Raw genomic sequence first — 22,207 nt, 5'->3', positions numbered from 1 at the left:
AAAAAAACCTTCCACCTTTGTGAAAGATTTTTCATGTTATGACTGCTTTTTTCTTCCATTCCTGATACCACTTGGTGATATAGGCGCTCGGCAAGATGTCTAATTCCGCTGCTAAAAATTTTGTTAACTCCTGATATTGTCGATTCACCAACAAATGATTGTCCCTTGCTGCATAGATTTTCATTAAAGCAAAATAAGCTTCTTCCACTTCGGGCTGACGATTTTCTATTTCGACATACCAGTTAATTGCCTCGTCCATTAACCCGTGATCCTGATACCAATTTGCTAGTTGAAAAGCGGTTTTTTGCCATATTTGTTCTAATCGATGGCGTTCCGTTTCTGCCCACCAGTAATCATATTTATGTAAATAGATTCCTGCATTTAATTTCATCAACTCACAATAGTGATCGATAGTGTTCTTATTCAGGGGTGGCGCTGATTGAATTCCGTTTTCCCACTCCTCGATATTGAACACGATGGTTTCAGTCCGAAGTGTGTAACCTTCTGTCGTATTCTCAATCTTGAAGTGGTCGTGAAATTTCTTCAGCGTTTTCCGTATATGATAAATGGTTGTATATAATTGCGAATACGCTCTCTCTGGTTCATATTCCGGCCAAAGGAGATCGACAATCACTGACTTATGTAGTAGTTGTTCACGATGTTGAAAGAGGTAAAGAAACAACTCTTGCGCCTTTGTCGTCCGCCAATGAAGGGTTTCTTCTTCAATCGTAACTTGACTGCCAATATTCATGTGGATTTTTATTGTTTCATACGAACATTCACTTGGCAGTGTAGGTAATTGATTTTCGATTCGTGTGATCGTTTTTGCCAACCGCTCTGCCCGTATCGGCTTGACTAGATAATCTAGGGCATTCAGTTCAAATGCGTTCACAGCAAATTCATCATACGCTGTGACAAAAACAATTATGACTTCGGGCTTTTCTTCCAAAATCTGCTCGGCCAATTCAAGACCATTGATTTCCGGTAAGTGAATATCTAAAAACACCACATCCACAGCTTCCTGAATGATTTTCTCTTTCCCGACAAGAGGATTTACAAATTTACCACACACTTCAATATTCCCAATTTTATTGAGTTGACGTTCTAAAAAGTCCAGGGCAAGTTGCTCATCATCCACAAGGATTGCTTTCATAAACTGCTCCTTTCATCCTAACTAATTATCCTACTATTTACCCACTTTTCATTTTACCATTTTTAATCGAAAATGTAAGAAATATGGTATCGATTTGATGGAGTCAGGCACCGACATTATTTTGAAAAATGTAAAGAAAACTCTGATTGGTGAGCCGTTTGGCGAAGACAGTGGTGAAATTCGATGAAGTTTTCATCTATGAAGTAAATGCTTACGGAGTTCTCCTAAGTAGACTTATGCGTACAGATTAATGGATTTACATTCTTGTTAGTCAAAAAAGGCCGCCGAAGTTCACCTCGACAGCCTTATGTATCGTTTATATAATTAGCTCATCACTAGACTCTTCAAATCCGCTTTTAAATCTTCCATTAATTTTTCCAATGTTAGTTCATTTTCATTCAAGCCCTTATCATATGCCTTTTTCACGATTTCCGAAAAATCTATGACATTCGAACTATTTTCTTTTCCATCCTGCTCCAATTCCCAATATCCTCCTTCCAGTTGTATTAGTTACATATTTTACTAGAACCACATTCGATTGTAAATACATTTCCAGTTGTTTGTTGTGGATAAGCTGTGAATTATGTCTAATTTGGCGGGACTGACTTTTTAGCTGTCTTAACAGGTTTCAGTATAGTGGTTGGCCGGGAAGTTACGAAAAGTAGATGGTAAGCGATTAAAAATGGCAATTAAAACGGTAGAACCCCACAGATAAGTTAGTATGATTACCAAAAATGGAAATATATTGTGTTATAATGATGTCGTAAAACCTATGCTACCAAGAATTGGAGCATTATTTTATTCAGTCGATATCTCATTTGAAGGTTATTGACGGTCTAAAGGTTGGGTGAATCGTGTCAACAAATAATCGAAGCTTAACAAGAAAATATTTACTCATTTTCGTCCTTTTTCTGATTGTCATCACCAGTTACCGGATCCTTTGGGTCCTATCTAATACGACTCCGCCTCATGCTCAAGCAAAGAATGGGGTATTGGATTTACGAAATTGGGTGTTTGACGATGATCAAACGATTCCCCTAGATGGGAAGTGGGAATTTTACCCTCATCTTCTCCTTATGCCAAACACATTCGATCATCCAACAAATGAATCAGCTAAAAGCTTGATCACCGTTCCTGGAAATTGGCGAGGTGCGTTAACAGAGAACAAGCCAGAACACTCATATGGGTTCGGAACGTATCGTTTAAGAATTTTACTTCCGAAAAATCACCCACAATTATACGGCATTCACCTTCAGGGAATCCCTATGTCTTCTAACGTTTTCATTAATGGACAATTCGTTGCTGCGTCTGGTCATCCAGCGGATTCGGTTCAAAAATATAAAGCGAAAATAATTCCATACACTTCCGCCTTTAGTAGTGACCGCAACGATATTGAAATGGTCATTCACGTTGCCAACTATGATGATCCCGCTGCAGGTGGAATCACTAAATCGATTCAATTCGGAACCGAAAAGGCAATCAGCAGAACAACAAATTTTTCAATTATGATGCAGCTTATCGCCTGTGTCATTTTCATGCTGCATGGTATCTATGCCATAATCATCTATTTCATTGGAAGGCGAAAACTGGAATTAATTTACTTCGCCTTGCTTCTTGTCTGTACCGTTCTATCCATCCTACTAGAGGATGATAAACTATTACTCCTTTGGTTACCGATTGATTTCGAATGGTCGCTGAAACTATTATTTTTATCCTATATCGGTCTCTCTTTTTCTGCGATTCGGTTTTTTCAACTATTACTTTCTAATTTTGAAAAAAATCCTATGCTTCGTTGGTTCAAGATCTTTTTCGGCATGATGGTTCTCATCATTTTGATCACACCATTACCATTCGTCACTTATTTATTCTCCCTTATAATAGTTCAAAGCATAGCGACTTTTATTTTCATTTTTATTCATATGTTGCAAAATGTTTTGAACGCCAAAAAAGACTCCATATTTTTATTGCTTGCGATTACAAGTATTATTAACAGCCTTTTATGGGGGATTGTTAAAGCTACGTATCTACCAACCAGTACTTTTTATCCATTTGATGGGATTTTCGCTATTATTTGTTTCGCTTGTTATCTGTTTAGACAGTTTATTCGAATGTCTGTACAAAGCCAAGAGCTTGCTACGAAACTACAAAAAGTGGATAAGCTGAAGGATGACTTTCTTGCCAACACCTCCCATGAATTGCGCAATCCGCTTCACGGCATGATCAACATCGCTCAAACCGTTTTGGACAGTGAAGTACATTCTGGGAATGAAAAAAATAAACAAAACTTAGAGCTGTTGATTACCATCGGACGCCGGCTGTCCTTTATTCTTAATGATCTCCTCGATATCACGCGTCTAAGGGAGCAACATATTCGGCTTCACAAAAAAAGTATTCATATTCTCCCCGTCGCTTCTGGGGTACTCGATATGCTTCGATTTATGACCGAAGGGAAGAATATTCAGCTAAAACTTGAGATCCCAGACCATATTTCAAACGTGTTGGTTGACGAAGATCGGTTAATCCAAATCTTGTTCAATCTCCTTCATAATGCCGTCAAATTCACAGAAGAAGGGGTCGTAACCCTTTCCGCTGCTATTCAAGGTGACATGGTCACTATTTCGATTAAGGATACAGGAATGGGGATCGATGAGGAAACGCAGCAACGAATCTTCCACCCTTACGAGCAGGGGAATTCCAGTATCACGTCTCTGGGCGGTGGCATAGGTCTAGGACTCAGTATCTGTAAACAATTAGTGGAATTACATGGTGGGACACTAAGCGTAAAATCTACTCTTGGCAAAGGCTCCGTCTTTTCGTTTACACTTCCGCTTGCTAAAGGATCCGCTTTGCCTCAGGAAGAAGTGGCGGCAGCCTTTGACACGTGGCGGCCTGATCAGGGAAGTTTTGAATCCAGTCAGGCTGATGGGAGAGCCTTTAGCAATACTTCCACCGCCGCAACGCTTACAACACAACGTTCAAGGATCTTGATTGTGGACGATGACCCAATTAACTTGAAAATCGTAAGCACCATGCTTTCAGAAGAATATGATTTTGTCACCGTCACAAGTGGAAAAGAAGCGTTATCCCAGTTGGCTAGGGGTGAATGGGATCTGGTTATTTCCGATGTCATGATGCCTCATATGTCTGGTTACCAATTGGCACTGAAGATACGCGAGCAGTTTTCCATTTCAGAACTCCCTATTTTGCTTCTCACCGCACGAAGTCAAATCGAAGACATCTATACTGGCTTCCTTTCAGGTGCAAATGATTATGTGACCAAACCAGTTGATGCGGTAGAATTAAAATCTCGTGTCCATGCCTTAACCAAATTAAAACAGTCGATAAGTGAGCGGTTGCGTATGGAAGCAGCCTGGCTTCAAGCGCAGATTCAGCCACATTTTTTATTTAACACATTAAACACCATCGCATCGCTCAGTGATATTGATACAGAAAGAATGGTCATCGTTCTTAATGAATTTGGCAATTATTTAAAAAGAAGCTTCGATGTCAGGAATTCAAACTCCGTTGTGCCGCTTGAACATGAGCTTGATCTTCTTCGTTCTTACTTGTTTATCGAAAAAGAACGTTTTGGAGAAAGACTGCAAGTCGAGTGGGAAATCGATGAACGGATATCGATTCAGATCCCTCCATTGTCGATTCAGCCGATAGTAGAAAATGCGATCAAACATGGTGTTCTAAGAAGAGCAGATGGAGGGAAAATTTCAATTCGGATTAGCGACAATATCGCTTATACCGAAATCATGATCATCGATAATGGTGTAGGGATGAATTTGGAAAAGCTACAGCAAACTCTAATCAGTCACCCCGATAAAACAAGGGGTATCGGCTTACTTAACACGGATCGCCGCTTAAAGCAATTATATGGAAAAGGCCTGCACATCGAAAGCGTGCTTGGCCAAGGTACGACTGTAAGCTTCCAAATACCAAGGCATTAAAAAAGGATGTTACATAAGCCAGGGGCTGTTTAGGACAGCCCCGTTTATATAGTGGAACAAAGTGTTACATCATTTGAAACGACGGTGTTTCTTCCATTATTCTTTGCTTGGTACAATGCTTTGTCAGCTAACATTAATACTTCATTTGGTTCTATGTCTTTCTTCGGAACCATAGATGCTACACCAAGACTAAGGGTTACATATGTGTTTACTTCAGATTTTCGATGCGGTATTTTTAAAGATTCTATTTCAGCTCTGATATTATCTGCGATATAATAGGCTTCTTTTGCGTCTATGCCTGGCAAAATAATACTGAATTCTTCTCCGCCGTATCTTGCTAAGACCGTTTTACTATCATCCAATAGTTCTTTTGCTTTTTTTGAAATGAGAATAAGGCATTCGTCGCCCTTTATGTGTCCGTAATAGTCATTATAGGATTTAAAACTATCCATATCGAAAATAATAATCGAAATCGGATTTTCTCTCTGCATCATGGAAACCCAATATTGTTGAAGCATCCTATCAAAATAACGGCGATTATAAAGGGAGGTAAGGCCATCGACATTTGATAAATACTCCAGTTTTTTTTCGTTCTCCTTACTTTTTGTAATATCTGTTCGAATAATAATGAACTGAAATGGCTGTCCGCTCTTATCTAAAAATGGAACAATCGTTGTATCCACCCAAAAAAAGCCCCCACTTTTTGTTTTATTTCGAATCTCGCCTCTCCATACATTACCGTTCAAGACAGTCTTCCAAAGGTTTTCAAAAAATTCTCTTGAATGGTAATGACTATTGAACACTCGCATCGGTTTTCCCATTATTTCTTCTAATGAGTATCCTGAAAGTTGACAAGCTTTTTCATTCGTATAGATAAGGATGCCGTGTTTATCGGTAATTTGCACAAGTGAGGATTCATCCAGTGCAAATCTTATGTCCTGAAAGTTTTTGATGGTTTCAAGTAATTTCTCCTCATCTTCTTTTCTTTTTGTTACATCCCTGTATACTAGCACCACCTGATCCGTTTCACCGTGTTCATTACTGAATGGACTTGCATTAATTTCTATATTAATCCAGTATCCGTATTTATGTTTCATACGAAATTCTGTTTCAATCTCTTCCCCTTTAATAAAAACGGATTGAATTAACGCTACGACCTTCTCCTCATCTTCCGAATGAATTAATTGATAAAAATTAGTTGTTGTCGATACTGCACCTATTTTCCTTGCATGTGAGGGTGAACAGGATTGTATTACTCCCTTTTGATCAATAACAGCCAACATTTCCGTCATATTTTTGGCAGCTATTCGTTGTTTTTCTTCCTCTTGTCCAATATGAAAAATCAATTGTTTGGACTTTATGAGATGATGAACGAGAAGACTAATACAAACACTTCCTATAATGGTTTGTACAGCAAAAATAAAAAGGTGATTTGGTGACAGCTCATTTTTAACAACAAAAAACAAAAAAAGGGAAGCCGTGATGAGAGAGAGATTGGCAATCCCTTTATAAAAAGTCATATTATTTTTCAATTTATTCACCCGCTCTTTACAGTAAATGAGAAACAATAAAGTGAAACTTCCATCAGTGGGGGTTTTCCTTCATCCAGCCCTAATGGGTAGTCCGTTCTAATGTCTTAACTACTCTAACGTCAACGATTAGAGACAGTACAAGCTCAATCTATTGGTTACAATTTCCAGATTAATTTTATAGAAAAATAAGATATGAAGCAACTAAATAGTTTATGAAAATTCCGCCATATAATTTGGGTCTCTAGTTCTATTAAATTATGGTCACCAATATCCTGGTTTGGAGACACTTTTTCCCCTCAGATAAACTATTCTATTTTCGTAATCACTCAAATTTCCCCAGCATCTTTCGACCCCTTTAGCCATTTTCTATGATGTTCATGGCAAAACACTGTAAACTTTTTCAATTATTTACCGATAATAATAGTAAACTATGGTAAAATTTATATAAAAATGAAATATATGAGGTGATATTACTAGATGAAGAAAACTATTGTTCGTACTCTATCGACAACCGCACTTTTTTCGACACTGTTTGCCGGTTCTGCCCTCGCCGATACATACAAAGTCCAGAAAGGTGACAGCCTATCGAAAATTGCCTCGAAATATAAGACAAGTGTCAATGAAATCAAGACGCAAAATGGGTTGACATCCGATTTAATTTATGAAAACCAGATTCTGCAAATTAACTCTGCACCAGCGTCTGCAACCGTACAAGCTGTCCAACAAACCACCTATACCGTTGTAAGCGGTGATGCCCTAATCAAAATTGCCAACCGTTACAATGTTACCGTCGGTGAGCTGCAGCAGTGGAATAATCTGAGCAGCACGCTGATTCTTGTCGGACAAGTACTGAAGGTGTCCGCTCCCGGCCAAACTGTGACCGTAACGGCACCAAAGCCAGCACCAACACCGCCGGCACCCGTGACTCCGCCACCGACAACAACCACTCCAGCACCGCAAACTCCTACAAGTGAGTATACCATCAAAAGCGGTGACAACTTAAGCAAAATCGGCGTGCAATTTGGGATGACCGTGCAGCAGTTGAAGACGTTGAATAATCTAACTTCCGACATGATTTATATCGGACAGAAATTGAAGGTTACTGGGCAGACGACAACACCTATACAGCCACCGGCAACGACCACTCCACCTGTCAATGTGAGTGAATATGTTGTACAAAGCGGTGATACTCTCGGAAAAATTTCCGTACAATATAACATGTCCGTTCAGGATTTGAAATCGCTCAACAATCTTACTTCTAATATGATATTTATCGGGCAAAAACTGAAGGTGTCAGGCACCACGGTAGCTCCACCAACGACTAATTTTGCGACGCAAATGGTCAGTGTGGCTAAAAGCTTAATAGGGACGCCATATGTTTGGGGCGGCAGCACTCTTTCCGGTTTCGATTGCAGCGGGTTCATTTATTACGTAGCGAACCAAGCAGGCACGAAAATCGGCCGCTATTCCGCAGCAGGCTATTACGATCGCAGTTACTACGTAGACCAGCCTAAGGTCGGCGACCTCGTATTCTTTGAAAATACATATCAAAAGGGGATCTCCCATGTTGGTATCTATCTTGGCGATAATCAATTCATCCACGCCGATGAAAAGTACGGCATCATGATTTCCAATCTAAAAAGCACGTACTATACCGCCCACTTTTCTGCGTTTAAGAGACTCTATTAGAAATATATGCCAGCCAGCCCTCTATTTGAAGGCTGGCTATTTATTTTCAAATGCTTGTATAACAGTTTAATAGTTTGACAATAATGATGATAGTTCCATAATCAAGGGGGAAAGTTGATGGAGGAAAATAAATTGTTATTGTCTGAGTTTGCCAATGAAGATGGATTCGAGCTTAACAGCTATCTTACCCAGTTATTTGAATATTTCTCTTCTCTACCAAAAAGTAAAAACACAAATACCGAGCCAGCCCCGTAATTGCGAGGGCTGGCTTTTGAGAGTGTTCGATGGGGAGAAACGGGTAAAATGGAGATCTCGACGGGTAAATTGGGCAAACTGACGGGTAAATCCTGATTTTTGACGGGTATTGGACTTCTATTAGACAATACCCACTTCCATACTACTAAAATTGTCCTTTAGATCATCTCTATTGGACAAAACTCACCACCGAACCACTTAAATTGTCCTTTAGATCATCTCTATTGGACAATACCCACCACCTTACCACTTAAATTGTCCTTTAGATCATCTCTATTGGACAATACCCACCACCTTACCACTTAAATTGTCCTTTAGATCATCTCTATTGGACAATACCCATCACCAAACCGCTAAAAACAATATCATGACAGCACAAACGATTAAAATTACAACGGTCATCACCTTTCCCTCTTATGTCAAGCCAACTTAAAAGCACGTACTATACCGCTCACTTTTCGACATTTAAGAGACTCTATTAGAAATATACGCCAGTCCTCTAATTGAAGGCTGGCTGTTTATTTTCAAATTCTTGTATAACAGTTTAATAGTTTGATAATAATGATGATAGTTCCATAATCAAGGGGGAAAGTTAATGGAGGAAAATAAATTGTTATTGTCAGAGTTTGCTAATGAAGAGGGATTTGAGCTTAACAAGTACCTTACCCACTTGTTTGACTATTATCTAAAACGATCAACTGCTGGAAAATCGAATACCGAGCCAGCCTCGTAATACGAGGGCTGGCTTTTTTGGACTGAATCACTTTATATATGAGTAATGACCGATGGCATTTGTCGAAATATGCCTATTCAGAACAATGATTGTCCATTTTTCGACTAAACCCAATGGGAATTTACCCTTAAATTTTAAAAATTTGTATATTAAAAAAGTGTTTTCTGCTATTATATCATTGGCTGTATTTACTCTCTAACTGAATAAATTATATGATTCTTAAAATTGCGTTCTAAATGTGGAATGATAATCTATCAAAATTCTATGTGAACGAAACATTTTTTGTCGAATACTCGTCTATTATTTCGGTTAGGAATCATCTATCATTTCATATTAATGTTCAATCATCTGAGGAGGAATTACCTGTTATGAGTTCAAGAACAGAAAGAAAGAAAAAAAAGCCCACATGGCTAAAAGTTTTATTATCAATCATTGTGATATTAATATTTGCAGCAGGTGCTTATGCTTATATGGTTTATCACTCCCTAACAAGCGCTGTGGAAACAATGCACAGTCCCCTCGATAGAGAAAAATCAGATAAACGTACCGAACAGGTGTCATTGAAGCAGGCTCAGCCATTTTCAGTTTTATTATTGGGTGTTGACCAACGAAAGAACGACCGGGGCCGATCTGATTCCATTATCGTGATGGCCGTTAACCCTAATACTAACTCTGTTAAGATGCTAAGTATTCCACGTGATACACGGACTGAAATCGTTGGGAAAGGGACAGTAGACAAAATCAACCACGCTTACGCATTTGGCGGTGCTAAAATGTCTCTTGATACAATCGAAAAATTCCTAGATATCCCGATTGATTATTATGTACAAGTTAACATGGAAGGATTTAAGGATATTGTTGATGCTGTTGGTGGGGTAACGGTACAAAACGACTTAGATTTTTCATATGAAGGTTCTCACTTTCCTAAAGGAGAATTAACACTAAAAGGTGAAAGGGCCCTAAGATACTCTCGAATGCGTCATGAAGATCCTCGTGGAGACTTCGGTAGACAACAGCGTCAACGCCAAATTATTCAAGGTGTTATCCATGAAGGTGCAAGCTTAAGCTCGTTAACAAATTACAGTGACATCTTTTCTGCTTTAGGAAATAACGTAAAAACCAACTTGACATTTAATGAGATGGTAACCATTCAAAGTAAATATCGAGATGCAGGCAATTCAATTGAACAAATTCCAGTAAATGCAAAAGGTACTATGATTGATCGTATCTCTTACCAGTTGGTTTCAGATGAGGAAAAAGCGAGACTTCATCAGGTTTTAGCGGAACAGTTGGAGCTTAAAAAGTAATAAAACTGGAGACAGGTCTATTAAAGGAAGCTCGCCGCTTGGTGGGCTTCTAAGGTCTATTTACGGGACATTATTCATCAAAAGGGACAGCATTTCGACAGTGAAGCTTATGCACGAGGCATCCCTAGCGCACTAATGACGGATAGGAAAGTAATCCTTTCCTATAGGCAAATAAAAACCAGAATAAAGGACAGCTAAAAAAGTCCATTATTCTGGTTTTTCCATGTGGGTTATATACTTAATCTTCAACAGGTTTAACACCTGGACTAAAGATATAAGGGGATGATAGATTCCTGATATATATTATATTATTATCATTTTCTTAGAAAGCTTTTATAAACAAACCCTCTAACAAAATTTGGGAGTATTCTTACAGAACCTCTGAGAAAGATATTTGTAATAAATTGTTTTTTATCGATAAAATTCATTTTTAAAAATTCCTGTTGCAATTCAACATCTTTTACCAGGTATTTGAATCCTCCACGCCTTTTAAACATATCGCTTCCAGCGCGGGCAAACACTAATATTTCAGGCATATTTACAATCTTTGCATTTCTATTTAACATTCTTACCCATAAATAATAATCTTCGTTCCATAAAAAAGGTTTATAATTCCCCGCCTCTAAAACAGCACTCTTACGATACATTACTGTCATATGATTTAGCGGGTTCCTTTTTTTAGCATACTGAACGACCTCTTCGTATGTGGTTGGGACTTTTCGAATAGAATTGATTTCATCTGGATTATGTTCAAATTCCCCTATCCATGAGCCTAAAACCTGCACATCCGGATGGTTGACCATAAAATTGACTTGTTTTTCAAATCTATTTGGATGGGATATATCATCCGTATCCATTCTGGCAATTAAATCGAAGGTACATTTTTCGACCCCTATTTCCAAAGCTTTTCCCAGGCCCATATTTGTTTCCAATTGAATCAACTTTATTATCCCAGGGTAAGAATTTTGAAATTCTTCTAGTACTTTGTTTAATTCTGATGTTAGCACCCCATCTTGGATTATAACGATCTCATCAGGTTTTAAAGATTGATTAATCGTACTTTTTATTGCTTCAAGTAAAAATTGTGGATCTTCTTTACTGTAAACTGACATTAATACAGAAAACTTCAAATGGAACAACTCCAAAATAGATATCTATTTGCTTTACAATTATTTTAATCATTTACCATCTTATAAACCTTTTCCTTTAATCCCTTTAACCGCATCCATTATCCCTTTATTAATCATTTTAAAACGAAGGTACCCTTGTTTCGCCAATAAAGGATAAACAAGGTATTTTATCGGTAAAAGAATAACATATTTCATTTTAAAATTTTTGGGGACATAGGACCTGAACAGCAACTTTAACGTATTTCTAAATTGATAATAATGTCGAACCGGAGAAGGTATCCCTATCTTTATTCCAAGGAAATTTATCCGATCATCTCCTAATCGATGAGCAAGTTTGACATCCTGTGCAATAAAGGTAGAATAACCTTTTTCTTTAGCCCTCCAACACCATTCATAGTCGACTAAATCTATAAATAGGTCACTTTCCATATTTCCAATCGTTACTAATGCCTCACGAGAAATAAGGGAACCTGAACTCAAGGTTTGTTCAACTTCAATTATCATTTCATTATTTTCACCATAGTTATGATATACATTTTCCTCTGATTTATCTCGATTGAAGGCCAAAGGACCTATACATGCGACCTTAATATCTTTTTCAGTTAAACGATTATGGTGAGCTAACAATCTTTCAGTTGTATGATCTAGCAGCTTACTATCTTGATCGAGAAGCAAGAAGGCTTCAAAACCATGGTCAAGAGCCCACTCTAAACCTTGGTTCTGCGCCTCAGCTATCCCAAGATTTGTCTTATTGGAAATGACATGCAGGCTGTAGCTTTCTTGAAAATTCATGACCTCTTTTTGCAGGGAATCCAAGGTAGAATTATCAACAATACATATTTCTTTAACCTGTTTAATGATTGATTTAACATTTTCATTAAATTCAATTATGTCAGGATTATAAGTAACAATAATTGCACATGTTTCACTTAAACCTAAACCGGCTTTAGTCATTTGCTATTTTTCCTTTCCTGCCTAAGACACCGTCCATTATTCCTTTTCTAATATATTTAAACCTAATCCGTTTAGGATTAATAAAGAAAGGATAGACAAATAGATCAATTGTTCTTTCGATGAGCACTCTGACTTTCCAATACTTTGGCACATAGCCCTTTCTTAACAGGAGCAACGAATTTCTAAACTGATAATAATGTCTGATTGGAGAAGGGATTAGTAAATTATAAACATTAAATAATTTTTTGTTCTTTTGGCCGACCATATGACCCATTCGAGCTTTTTTGTTAGTAAAGACTCGATATCCGAATTTCCTTGCTCTCCAGCACCATTCAAAATCAACTAAATCGATAAATAACGTTTCATCCATTAAACCAATTTGCTGAACTGCGTCACTTATTAATAATTTCCCTGAACTAATAATCGCATCTTTCTCGACAAAATCAGTTGTCAAACTTACCCCTTTGTTCAATAAGGGAGTATATACCGCTTCTGATTCTTTGTTGTAGATTTCTGGACCGAGACACGCTACTTTAATTTCTAAGCTATTAAGATATTGGAAGCCTCTAGAGAGTTCTTCGACCAAATTTTGTGGTGGATTACTATCCTGGTCCAATAACAAGACACCGTCAAATCCTAGGTCGATTGCCTTCTGAATTCCGATATTTTGGGCTGCGCCAATTCCTTTATTTTCACCTAGTAAAATAAATTCAATTTTATCTTGATATTCCTTGCCATTAATAAAGTCCATCTTCAGTGGTATTTCACTATTATCAACGATTAGTAATTGATCGACCTGTGAAGCGATTGAGTCGATGTTTAATGGAAACTCCTCCATATTTGGGTAATAACAAACCACAACCGCACAAACCCTAAATTTCTTTTCCACCAACTAAAACCTCATTTGTTAAATATTTTTCGAGTGAGTTCAAAACTAAAATGACTAATATATGGGTTGAATCAAAAATATACGGATTCGTCAGTGCATACACCAAATAGGATAAATATAAAACGTAGGTTATTTTATTCCTCCAAAAGAAAAGGATAAATACAATATTCGTTAAAATATAAAGCAAGAAGTATAATATTCCTACCTGATTAAGAACATAAAAAGTTTGGAGTTCAAAATAAATATTATTTGTGTAGTCGCGGTAAGGAGTCTTCTTGGAAAGAACATTTCCAACACCTTGACCTAATAATAAAGTTTGCGGCGATTCACTTAAATTGTCCATTAACACTTCTACCTGATCAAAACGAGCCGGCAGTGAATATTCCGATTTTCGTACGATTGTTTCTTCAACATATTTAAACGTTTGAAAACCGATGAGCGCTAGAAATACAACCAAAGTAGAAACAACGATATAAAATCTTTTCCGCTGTTTAAACAGGGAGGAAAAAGTGGAAATAATTCTTTTTCGATAATATATAGCACTGTATACAATAAAAAAGAAGATAATGGCTAGCATGAAGGCAAAATTGCCCGCGATCATGGTTCCACCAAATAATATAAGTGGAATGATAATCTTTAACCGTTTCGTTTTTATAGAAAAAAGACTGATTAGAAAGGCAATTGGCAGGATTGGATTCCCTTTTATCTGAATTCTGTAGTAAAAGCCATTATAAGTGTAAATATCCCCTACACCCAGTTCAATCACAAGGTTTCGAATATGAGTGGCAAAATTGGCATCAGCTAATAACACAATATAAATTTCAAAGCCAATTAAAAATAAACTGTGAAGGACAGCAAGAACGATAAAGCTATCCAAAAAGAATTTTTTCCTGGGCATAAAGAAAACGACTAATAATAACACCAAAATAATTAAAAATCGGATCGCCAAGCCTGCACTATTGTGCTGAATGAATACAGAATACATAAACAAAAGCATTAAACTTACTACATTTATCAAGAAGAGGACTTTTATCCCTTTCTTACTTCTACTAATTTTTTTCCAGATTGGAATGATCGAAAAAACAAATATCAATACTAAACTGATGCTAATTAAACCGGAAATTTTCACAAAAGGAAATTGCCGAGTAATAGCAAATACACAAATAACAAATGAAAGATAAGATAATATTGGCAAGGCTTTTAAAAACCATTCATTCCTCTTGATCATTAAGCTCTCCCTTATGTATGAAAAATTTGAGTATGGGACTTCTCATTCGGTAGAAATCTATTTCAAACAATTTTAAGGACCCATTTTATTGGGCCCCTATTTTTAATTTGATTTAAATTATCTTGCTCCACTCCCAGTTAAACAAACCTTAATGGTTTTAAAAATAATCATTATATCAAGCATAATGCTAAGTTTTTTTATATAATAACGATCAAACTCCAACTTTTCTTTTGGTGAAATATCATAACCACCATTTACTTGAGCCCACCCTGTAAGTCCAGGTTTAACAGCTAATCTATCAACGAATCCAGGTATTTCTTTATTAAATTGGGTTGTGAAAATGGGCCTCTCCGGTCTAGGGCCAACTAAACTCATTTCCCCCTTTAAAATATTGATAAATTGAGGAATCTCATCAATTCTAGTTTTTCTAATAAATGCCCCAATCTTTGTAACACGTGCGTCATTTATTTCTGCCCATTGTGCACCGTGCTTTTCTGCATCTATACCCATTGATCTTAGCTTAATTACATTGAAATTAACACCATTTAAACCCACTCTTTCTTGAGTAAAGAAAACGGGTCCTGGCGTTTCGAGTTTAATTAATACAGCAAATAATAACATAATAGGAGAAGAAATGAGTAGACCCAAAATTGAAAATAGGATATCTGAAAACCTTTTAATAAAAAAATAAAAAGTTCTATTCTCTTCTCTCTGGTAATAATTAATTGCTATTTGGGGGCTAATTTTGTGTTTGACCATGTCAAATGACTCTTTCGTTTCCATTGAGATACACTCTCCCTCAGAAATTAACAATCTACCTTTTAAGTAGAATTTTTACAATAAACAATATTTAGCATGTTAAATACCAATTCTTCATTATGCGTAAATTCAATTACAGTCTTTATTTTTAATAGGATATAGGTCACTTTCAATTTCAATAGAACGGAATAATATAATTTTAACAACTAACTCGTGTTTCAATTGTGAATTTCGTCACAATTGATTGCTATTTTTTTATCGAAATTTCCATTTTACTAGAAATTTTGTTCATCTTATAATATATCAAACTTCCACAAAAAAACAAAAGGTTTTTTGGAAATTTTCTTTGTTACTACCGTGTATTTTTCTATTTTAATATTATCAATTTTCATAACATTTTAATATCAACGGATTATCTTTTTTTGAAGAGTTTAACAAATAAAACAACTCTCCTTAAAAACCATAAAGGAAGGCATCCTGTTTCATTGTATTTTCCTATTATCAAATCCAGTAGGAATTTGACTCTGCTATTTTCCTTTATTGTCATGGTTCAGACATACGCTAACTATTATTGAAGAACTGAAGGGCTACCTAGACAGTCCTAAAACTTTTTCATATGCATTAAATGTTAACTCAGCAGCTTTGCTGTATGAATATTCACTTAAATATTCACTAGGCAGATTCACTCTTTCCTTATTTAGAGCTCTTAGTATTGCTTGTTCGATTGACCATGGATCATAAGGATCACAAATTTCACCAAATTTATCGAATTGATAATATTTTACTGGACAGTATTCAATCGAAGAAACAACAATGTTACACCCTGAAGTAAGTGCCTCGAGGCTAGATAAGCCGGGGGACTCGCGAAATGATGGAAGCAGATGAACAGAAGCTTTCTTATATAAATTAAATATTTCATCATGGTTAATCTGGTCAATAAAATACACATTGCCTCTTTTATTTGCTAACTTTCTAACAAATTGATTATATTTCTCGTTTTGAACTCTCCCAACAAAGACGATTGGGATATCCGGATAGTTTTCTAACGCTTTAATGACATTAGCCTGATTTTTGGTCGGTTCAATCCGCCCAACTTCCAATACAAATTTGTCTAAATTGATGATTTCATGAATTGAATTTGATTCATTACCTGTGGCTTTAACATCAACAGCATTTGGTATTACCATGGTTTTTTCATCTAATCGATTTAAACCAAACTCTTTTTCTAAAATAGCGAGCTCCTCATGGGAGTTAGGAAGCAATCCGTCAACCAGCTCTAGGACACGCCTACGTCTTTCTATGTAACTTTTACTTCCAAATTGATCACTATTATTGGCCATTTTCCCTATTAGGTTTTTGAAATGGAAAAAGCTATCCTTAAATAAAGACCTTTTCTTATTTATATTATTTAAATTAAACCTATTTGTGAGGAATGTATGAAAAATGGAGTGTGAAAGGTCCCAATATATCGTCGAAAGTACTACCTTTTTGCTATATTTTCCACACAATTCTACGTATTTTAACGTTTCATCGATTGTTTGAAGATTGAAAACATGCACGATATCCGAATCCTTATGCTGTTCAAAATCCTTTTCATTCAAAGCTAATTCAATTCTTACGTTATAATCCTTTTCTAAAAATTCCTTTGTCTTTAACATTTGAACGGTATCCCCACCCTGTCGGGTAAGAGCATCATGTCTCGTTGCAAATAATATTTTCAATTGTTTCATCGATTGTTACATCCAATCCCTATTTATTTGTTTTCATGAATAAAATCCGTCTAAGTATAAAGGCAACCATAAAAAAGTATAAAATATACGTTATGCTATATGAATAGGTAACACCGATCAACCCAAAATATTTAATAAACACGATTGAAAGAGTGGTAAACGTAAACGAATAAAATAATTCTGTCATGATTACGTGTTTTGTCATTTCCTTTACCACCATATTAAAGGAGATTAACCAGCTAGCAATTTTAAAAAAGTCTCCAATTAACTGAAATAAAAATAACTGTTTCATTTCGAGAAACTCATTTGAATACAAAATGATAATGATAAAATCTTTTAGAAAATAGATTAGAATTAGCATTACTGTCAAAACGGGTATGATGATTTTATAGCCACTAAGTATTTCTTTTCTTAATAGGAAATCATCCTTTATTTCTGATAATCTGGGCAAATAATATATACTTAATGTCATGGTGATTAACATTAAATAGGTATCGGATATTTTCCCAATACTTTGCCAATAACCTGCATCTCTCATGGATAATGTATCCGTTATATAATTTCTTACAATAATATAAGATACAGGGGCTGTTACCACATGGACTAGTGCCATGATTGTATATTTTGAGTAGCTTTTAATCGTATCCCGTTCTATTTTCATAAGCCTTAATTCTCTAAACCAACTTTCCTTAAAAATTAAGGAGATGGTGATAAAAATAATAAGGGTTTGAGAAATGACAAAGGAATACAATGCCCCATTTAGGCCCCATTTGATTGTAAGTAATAAAGAAATCCCCAAACTAAATAAGCTTGACAAAACGTTTATTATCGTAAATTTCCTAATATTTTTCATTCCATTTACTATAGCCAATAAGATGCTATTAATGGAATAAAAAATAATTAACACCCCTATTGAAATAAATAACTTTGAAAAAGAAGCATCGTTCAATAGCATAATGGAAAGTGACTTATTAAAAACCACAACCAATATGCCGGTCAATAATGATGCCCAGAAAGCGATAGTAAAAGCAGCATTAATATATATTTTTTGTTTTTTGGTATCATCTGAATAGAAAGAAGTAAATTTCGTTACACCTTGGTTTATGGCTCCATTACTTAAATTAGAGATAATAGAGAAAAAGTTTTGAAGTTGTCCAATTTGTGCTATACCTGCAGGACCTACATACAAGGCAATTACTTTATTTACAACAAATCCAGTGATAATTCGGATCATCGTGGCTATTGAAGAGAGAATACTTGTTTTTATTAAATTCATAATTTATCCCTTTTTAGTTGTCTGATAAAATTTCGTTGTCACTCAACTTTGATTGGTGTGTATTTTTTTCTATATTATGATAAAATCATCCCAATTTATCCTAACATTTATTTTCCCTTCATACAAAAGATAGAAGAAACCTGTATTCATTAGTTGTGAACACAGGCTTTAAGCCACTTTATGAATCAATCTTTATTTAAAGTATACTGGTTTTTAAAGTAATTTTGATATTCCCCACTAATGATTTGCTCCCACCACCACATGTTATCTAGATACCAGTCAATAGTTTGGGCAATCCCTGTCTCAAATGTGTAAGTTGGCTTCCAACCTAACTTCTCCAATTTAGTAGGGTCGATCGCGTAGCGCTTGTCATGTCCTAAACGATCGGCTACAAATTCAATTAACTCTTCTGACTTTCCTAATGTGTTAATAATGGTTTTAACCACTTCTAAATTTGTTCGCTCATTATGTCCACCGACATTATAAACCTCTCCATTCAGACCGTCATGGAGGACAAGGTCGATTGCCGAACAATGATCGAGAACATGCAGCCAATCACGGATGTTTTTCCCGTCACCATAGACAGGCACCTTTTCATCATTTAAAACGCGAGAAATCGTTAAGGGAATTAACTTCTCTGGAAAATGGAAAGGTCCATAGTTATTGGAACAACGAGTGATATTGACTGGTAGCCCAAATGTTTCGTGGTAAGCCCGCACTAAGAAATCGGATGACGCCTTACTGGCACTGTATGGACTATTTGGTTGTAATGGTGTTTCTTCTGTAAAGAATGTCGTTGGGTCAAAATCCAATTCACCGTATACTTCATCTGTTGATACATGAACAAATTTTGTCACACCAATCTGTTTGGCTGCATCTAGTAACACCTGAGTTCCTAATACATTGGTACGAACAAAAATTTCTGGTTCCGTAATCGAGCGATCGACATGGCTTTCGGCCGCAAAGTGCGCGACATAATCAAATTTTTCCTTTTCAAATAAGGAGATGATGGCCTCACGATCAGCAATATCTGCTTTCACAAAATGATAATTTTCTTTCTTTTCTATTTCTCGATGCTTCGTTAAATCACCCGCATAGGTTAATAAATCTAGATTATAAATATCATAGTGTGGGTATTTGTTGACCATATATTGAACAAAGTTCCCCCCAATGAACCCTGCTCCTCCGGTTACAAGAATCTTTTTTCTTGTCATGATTTCACCTCATGTAGTAATTGCTTTATATAATGATTTAATGAATCCTGCCAGCTCGGTAATGGGGCAAAGCCATTGTCAATTAATTTTCGCTTAGACATCCGCGAGTTTTTTGGACGAATGGCCCTTGTAGGATATTCTTCCGTTGTAATTGAATTTACTTTTACCTTCTTACCTGCTAAGTGGAATATTTCTTTGGCAAATTCAGCCCAGCTACAAAATCCTTCATTTGTTGCATGATACACGCCATATCGATCCGTTTGGATCATATCGAGCAATAAGCGTGATACATCCAACGTATTCGTAGGGGAACCAACTTGGTCACCGACAACATTTAACTCTGCGCGAGTTTCCGCTAACTTTAGCATGGTTTTGACAAAGTTGTTTCCATTGATACCAAAAACCCACGATATCCGGACAATGAACGATTTCGTTAATAGCGACTGCACTAGTTTCTCCGCTTCCGATTTGGTCTGTCCATAATATCCCACAGGGTTCGGTACGTCCGTTTCTTCAAAAGAAGACTCTCCCGTTCCTTCAAAAACATAATCCGTACTTATAAACATAAACTTTGCCTTTATTTCTTTTGCCGCTTCGGCTAAGTACTTCGTACCGTTAACATTCACATTCCAGCAAGTTTCTTTATCGTCTTCTGCCTTATCGACGGCTGTATAGGCTGCACAATGGATAATGGCATCAGGATTGATTTTTTTCACATACTGATAGACTGACCGTTCATCCGTTATATTCAACTCTTTCGAACCAACACCAATCATGTCAAACCCGCGGCCTTTCCCTTCACGGACAACATCAAAGCCGAGTTGCCCTGTATAACCGGTCACTAAAATTTTCATCGTTTACTCTCCAACTATAAAGTTATTCTCTGCCTCTACAAGGAGTGGTGCCTTTTCATCTTTGGCTGATAAAACCGGCGTAATCTCCATCGGCCACTCAATTCCAATGGCAGGATCATTCCAGATGATGCCTCGATCACACTCTGGTGCGTACAGCTCGTCCACTTTATATTGCACTTCTGCATCTTCCGTTATGGTCATAAATCCATGGGCAAATCCTTTGGGGATTAATAACTGCTTTTTATTCTCTGCACTTAACTCAATGCCAAACCATTTCCCGTAAGTTGGGCTCCCTTTGCGAATATCGACCGCAACATCAAAGATAGATCCCTTCGTACATCTTACAAGCTTTGTTTGGGCTTTAGGATTTAACTGATAGTGCAAACCTCTTAACGTTCCCTTTGCTGCCGAAAAGGATTGATTATCCTGAACAAACTTTATATTAATCCCTGCTTCTTCAAACATTGCTTCACTATACGTCTCCATAAACCAGCCGCGGTGATCACCGAATACTTTTGGTTCAATTATTTTTACTCCTGGAAGGAAGGTTTCCACTACATTCAACTCATAACACCTCTTAATTAGTACTTTATACTGCCATTTGCAACTTTTAATAGATATTGACCATAACCAGTTTTGGAGAATTTCTCTCCCGATTCAATCAATTCGTCGATGCCAATCCATCCATTAATGAAGGCAATCTCCTCTGGTGCAGCTATTTTAATCCCTTGATGATCCTCAATAGTTTTCACAAAATTGGTTGCTTCTACTAAACTTTGATGTGTTCCCGTATCCAACCAAGTAAAACCACGTCCAAGAAGTTCTACATCCAGTTCACCCATTTGTAAATAAGCTTCATTCACCGAGGTAATCTCCAATTCTCCGCGTGGAGATGGTTTAACATTTTTCGCGATATCGACAATCCGATTGTCATAAAAGTATAATCCAGTGATTGCATAATTTGACTTTGGTACTTCTGGCTTTTCTTCCACGCTTAATACTTTGCCATGCTCATCAAATTCAACCACACCAAATCGCTCTGGATCCTGAACATGGTACCCAAATACGGTCGCTCCACTTTCCTTTTGTGATGCCCGTTGGAGTATTTTCCGTAAACCACTACCATAGTAAATATTATCCCCTAAAATCATGGCAACCGAATCAGTTCCGATAAACTCTTCCCCAATTAAAAAAGCCTGAGCTAATCCATCCGGGCTTGGCTGGATTTTGTATTCAAGATTGATCCCAAATTGAGAGCCGTCCCCTAACAATGCTTCAAACCTTGGAGTATCTTCTGCAGTTGAAATAATTAAAATGTCACGAATACCTGCAAGCATTAAAGTTGATAGAGGATAAAAAATCATCGGTTTGTCATATATCGGCAATAACTGTTTGCTTGTAACCATAGTAAGAGGGTATAGACGTGTCCCACTACCCCCAGCTAAAATTATTCCTTTCATCTCACACCTCAATTTATTTTTATAAGAAATCTTCCTTCTTTAACATTTCATTCATTTTATATTTCTTTGATCAACATCGATCATTGCA

19 protein-coding genes are annotated in these 22,207 nt (G+C 36.6%); 5 read left to right on the top strand and 14 right to left on the bottom strand.

Annotated features, from left to right (window positions below; translation table 11 throughout):
- Positions 1–31: 31 nt before the first annotated feature.
- Both RTR43_RS06540 and RTR43_RS06535 read right to left on the bottom strand, forming a co-directional pair.
- Positions 32–1,153 (bottom strand): response regulator, encoded by a 1,122-nt coding sequence (locus RTR43_RS06540; protein WP_312470538.1) that lies wholly within the window; start codon positions 1,151–1,153, stop codon positions 32–34.
- 324 nt (positions 1,154–1,477) lie between these two features.
- Positions 1,478–1,633, bottom strand: a complete 156-nt coding sequence (locus tag RTR43_RS06535) for a YwzD family small protein (RefSeq protein WP_312470537.1) — start codon at positions 1,631–1,633, stop codon at positions 1,478–1,480.
- 374 nt (positions 1,634–2,007) lie between these two features.
- On the opposite strand from RTR43_RS06535, the gene RTR43_RS06530 reads away from it, so the two are divergent.
- Positions 2,008–5,109: a hybrid sensor histidine kinase/response regulator gene (locus RTR43_RS06530; RefSeq protein WP_312470536.1), complete on the top strand. Its 3,102-nt coding sequence runs from the start codon at positions 2,008–2,010 to the stop codon at positions 5,107–5,109.
- 44 nt (positions 5,110–5,153) lie between these two features.
- Here the strand turns inward: RTR43_RS06530 and RTR43_RS06525 are convergent, their stop codons facing one another.
- Positions 5,154–6,641 carry a sensor domain-containing diguanylate cyclase gene (locus tag RTR43_RS06525; protein ID WP_312470533.1) on the bottom strand — a complete coding sequence of 496 codons (1,488 nt, stop codon included), beginning with the start codon at positions 6,639–6,641 and terminating at the stop codon, positions 5,154–5,156.
- A gap of 477 nt (positions 6,642–7,118) precedes the next feature.
- Between RTR43_RS06525 and RTR43_RS06520 the strand changes: the two genes are divergently transcribed.
- From RTR43_RS06520 to tagU, 4 genes are all read left to right on the top strand, one after another.
- Positions 7,119–8,330, top strand: a complete 1,212-nt coding sequence (locus RTR43_RS06520; protein WP_312470531.1) for a C40 family peptidase — start codon at positions 7,119–7,121, stop codon at positions 8,328–8,330.
- A 117-nt stretch (positions 8,331–8,447) separates the two neighbouring features.
- Positions 8,448–8,585 (top strand): hypothetical protein, encoded by a 138-nt coding sequence (locus RTR43_RS06515; protein ID WP_312470530.1) that lies wholly within the window; start codon positions 8,448–8,450, stop codon positions 8,583–8,585.
- A gap of 595 nt (positions 8,586–9,180) precedes the next feature.
- Entirely contained in the window at positions 9,181–9,318 is a 138-nt protein-coding gene (locus RTR43_RS06510; protein WP_312470529.1) for a hypothetical protein, read from the top strand.
- A gap of 368 nt (positions 9,319–9,686) precedes the next feature.
- Positions 9,687–10,625, top strand: a complete 939-nt coding sequence (tagU, locus tag RTR43_RS06505; RefSeq protein WP_312470528.1) for a polyisoprenyl-teichoic acid--peptidoglycan teichoic acid transferase TagU — start codon at positions 9,687–9,689, stop codon at positions 10,623–10,625.
- A 314-nt stretch (positions 10,626–10,939) separates the two neighbouring features.
- Here the strand turns inward: tagU and RTR43_RS06500 are convergent, their stop codons facing one another.
- The 11 genes from RTR43_RS06500 to rfbA form a co-directional block, all read right to left on the bottom strand.
- Positions 10,940–11,755, bottom strand: coding sequence for a glycosyltransferase (locus tag RTR43_RS06500; RefSeq protein ID WP_312470526.1), 816 nt, complete (start codon positions 11,753–11,755; stop codon positions 10,940–10,942).
- A 60-nt stretch (positions 11,756–11,815) separates the two neighbouring features.
- On the bottom strand, positions 11,816–12,709 hold the full coding sequence (locus RTR43_RS06495) for a glycosyltransferase family 2 protein (protein WP_312470525.1): 894 nt from the start codon (positions 12,707–12,709) through the stop codon (positions 11,816–11,818).
- Positions 12,702–13,598 (bottom strand): glycosyltransferase family 2 protein, encoded by an 897-nt coding sequence (locus RTR43_RS06490; protein ID WP_312470523.1) that lies wholly within the window; start codon positions 13,596–13,598, stop codon positions 12,702–12,704. The genes RTR43_RS06495 and RTR43_RS06490 overlap by 8 nt, the downstream gene beginning before the upstream one ends.
- Positions 13,582–14,826, bottom strand: a complete 1,245-nt coding sequence (locus tag RTR43_RS06485) for a hypothetical protein (protein WP_312470521.1) — start codon at positions 14,824–14,826, stop codon at positions 13,582–13,584. Before RTR43_RS06485 ends, RTR43_RS06490 begins: the two co-directional genes overlap by 17 nt.
- A gap of 117 nt (positions 14,827–14,943) precedes the next feature.
- Positions 14,944–15,585 carry a sugar transferase gene (locus tag RTR43_RS06480; protein WP_396954542.1) on the bottom strand — a complete coding sequence of 214 codons (642 nt, stop codon included), beginning with the start codon at positions 15,583–15,585 and terminating at the stop codon, positions 14,944–14,946.
- A gap of 587 nt (positions 15,586–16,172) precedes the next feature.
- On the bottom strand, positions 16,173–17,315 hold the full coding sequence (locus tag RTR43_RS06475; protein ID WP_312470519.1) for a glycosyltransferase family 4 protein: 1,143 nt from the start codon (positions 17,313–17,315) through the stop codon (positions 16,173–16,175).
- Positions 17,316–17,334: 19 nt separating this feature from the next.
- Positions 17,335–18,591, bottom strand: a complete 1,257-nt coding sequence (locus tag RTR43_RS06470) for an O-antigen translocase (protein ID WP_312470518.1) — start codon at positions 18,589–18,591, stop codon at positions 17,335–17,337.
- A gap of 185 nt (positions 18,592–18,776) precedes the next feature.
- Entirely contained in the window at positions 18,777–19,805 is a 1,029-nt protein-coding gene (gene rfbB / locus RTR43_RS06465; RefSeq protein ID WP_312470517.1) for a dTDP-glucose 4,6-dehydratase, read from the bottom strand.
- Complete coding sequence (gene rfbD / locus RTR43_RS06460; RefSeq protein ID WP_312470515.1) at positions 19,802–20,659, bottom strand: dTDP-4-dehydrorhamnose reductase; 858 nt, start codon at positions 20,657–20,659, stop codon at positions 19,802–19,804. Before rfbD ends, rfbB begins: the two co-directional genes overlap by 4 nt.
- Before the next feature lie 3 nt (positions 20,660–20,662).
- Positions 20,663–21,223 carry a dTDP-4-dehydrorhamnose 3,5-epimerase gene (gene rfbC / locus RTR43_RS06455; RefSeq protein WP_312470513.1) on the bottom strand — a complete coding sequence of 187 codons (561 nt, stop codon included), beginning with the start codon at positions 21,221–21,223 and terminating at the stop codon, positions 20,663–20,665.
- A gap of 17 nt (positions 21,224–21,240) precedes the next feature.
- Positions 21,241–22,119, bottom strand: coding sequence for a glucose-1-phosphate thymidylyltransferase RfbA (gene rfbA, locus RTR43_RS06450; protein ID WP_312470512.1), 879 nt, complete (start codon positions 22,117–22,119; stop codon positions 21,241–21,243).
- Between the last annotated feature and the right edge of the window lie 88 nt (positions 22,120–22,207).

This window comes from Neobacillus sp. (genome assembly GCF_031988165.1).
GTDB classification, from domain to species: Bacteria; Bacillota; Bacilli; order Bacillales; family Cytobacillaceae; genus Neobacillus; species Neobacillus rhizosphaerae.
This window is presented reverse-complemented; position numbering and strand designations above follow the sequence as displayed.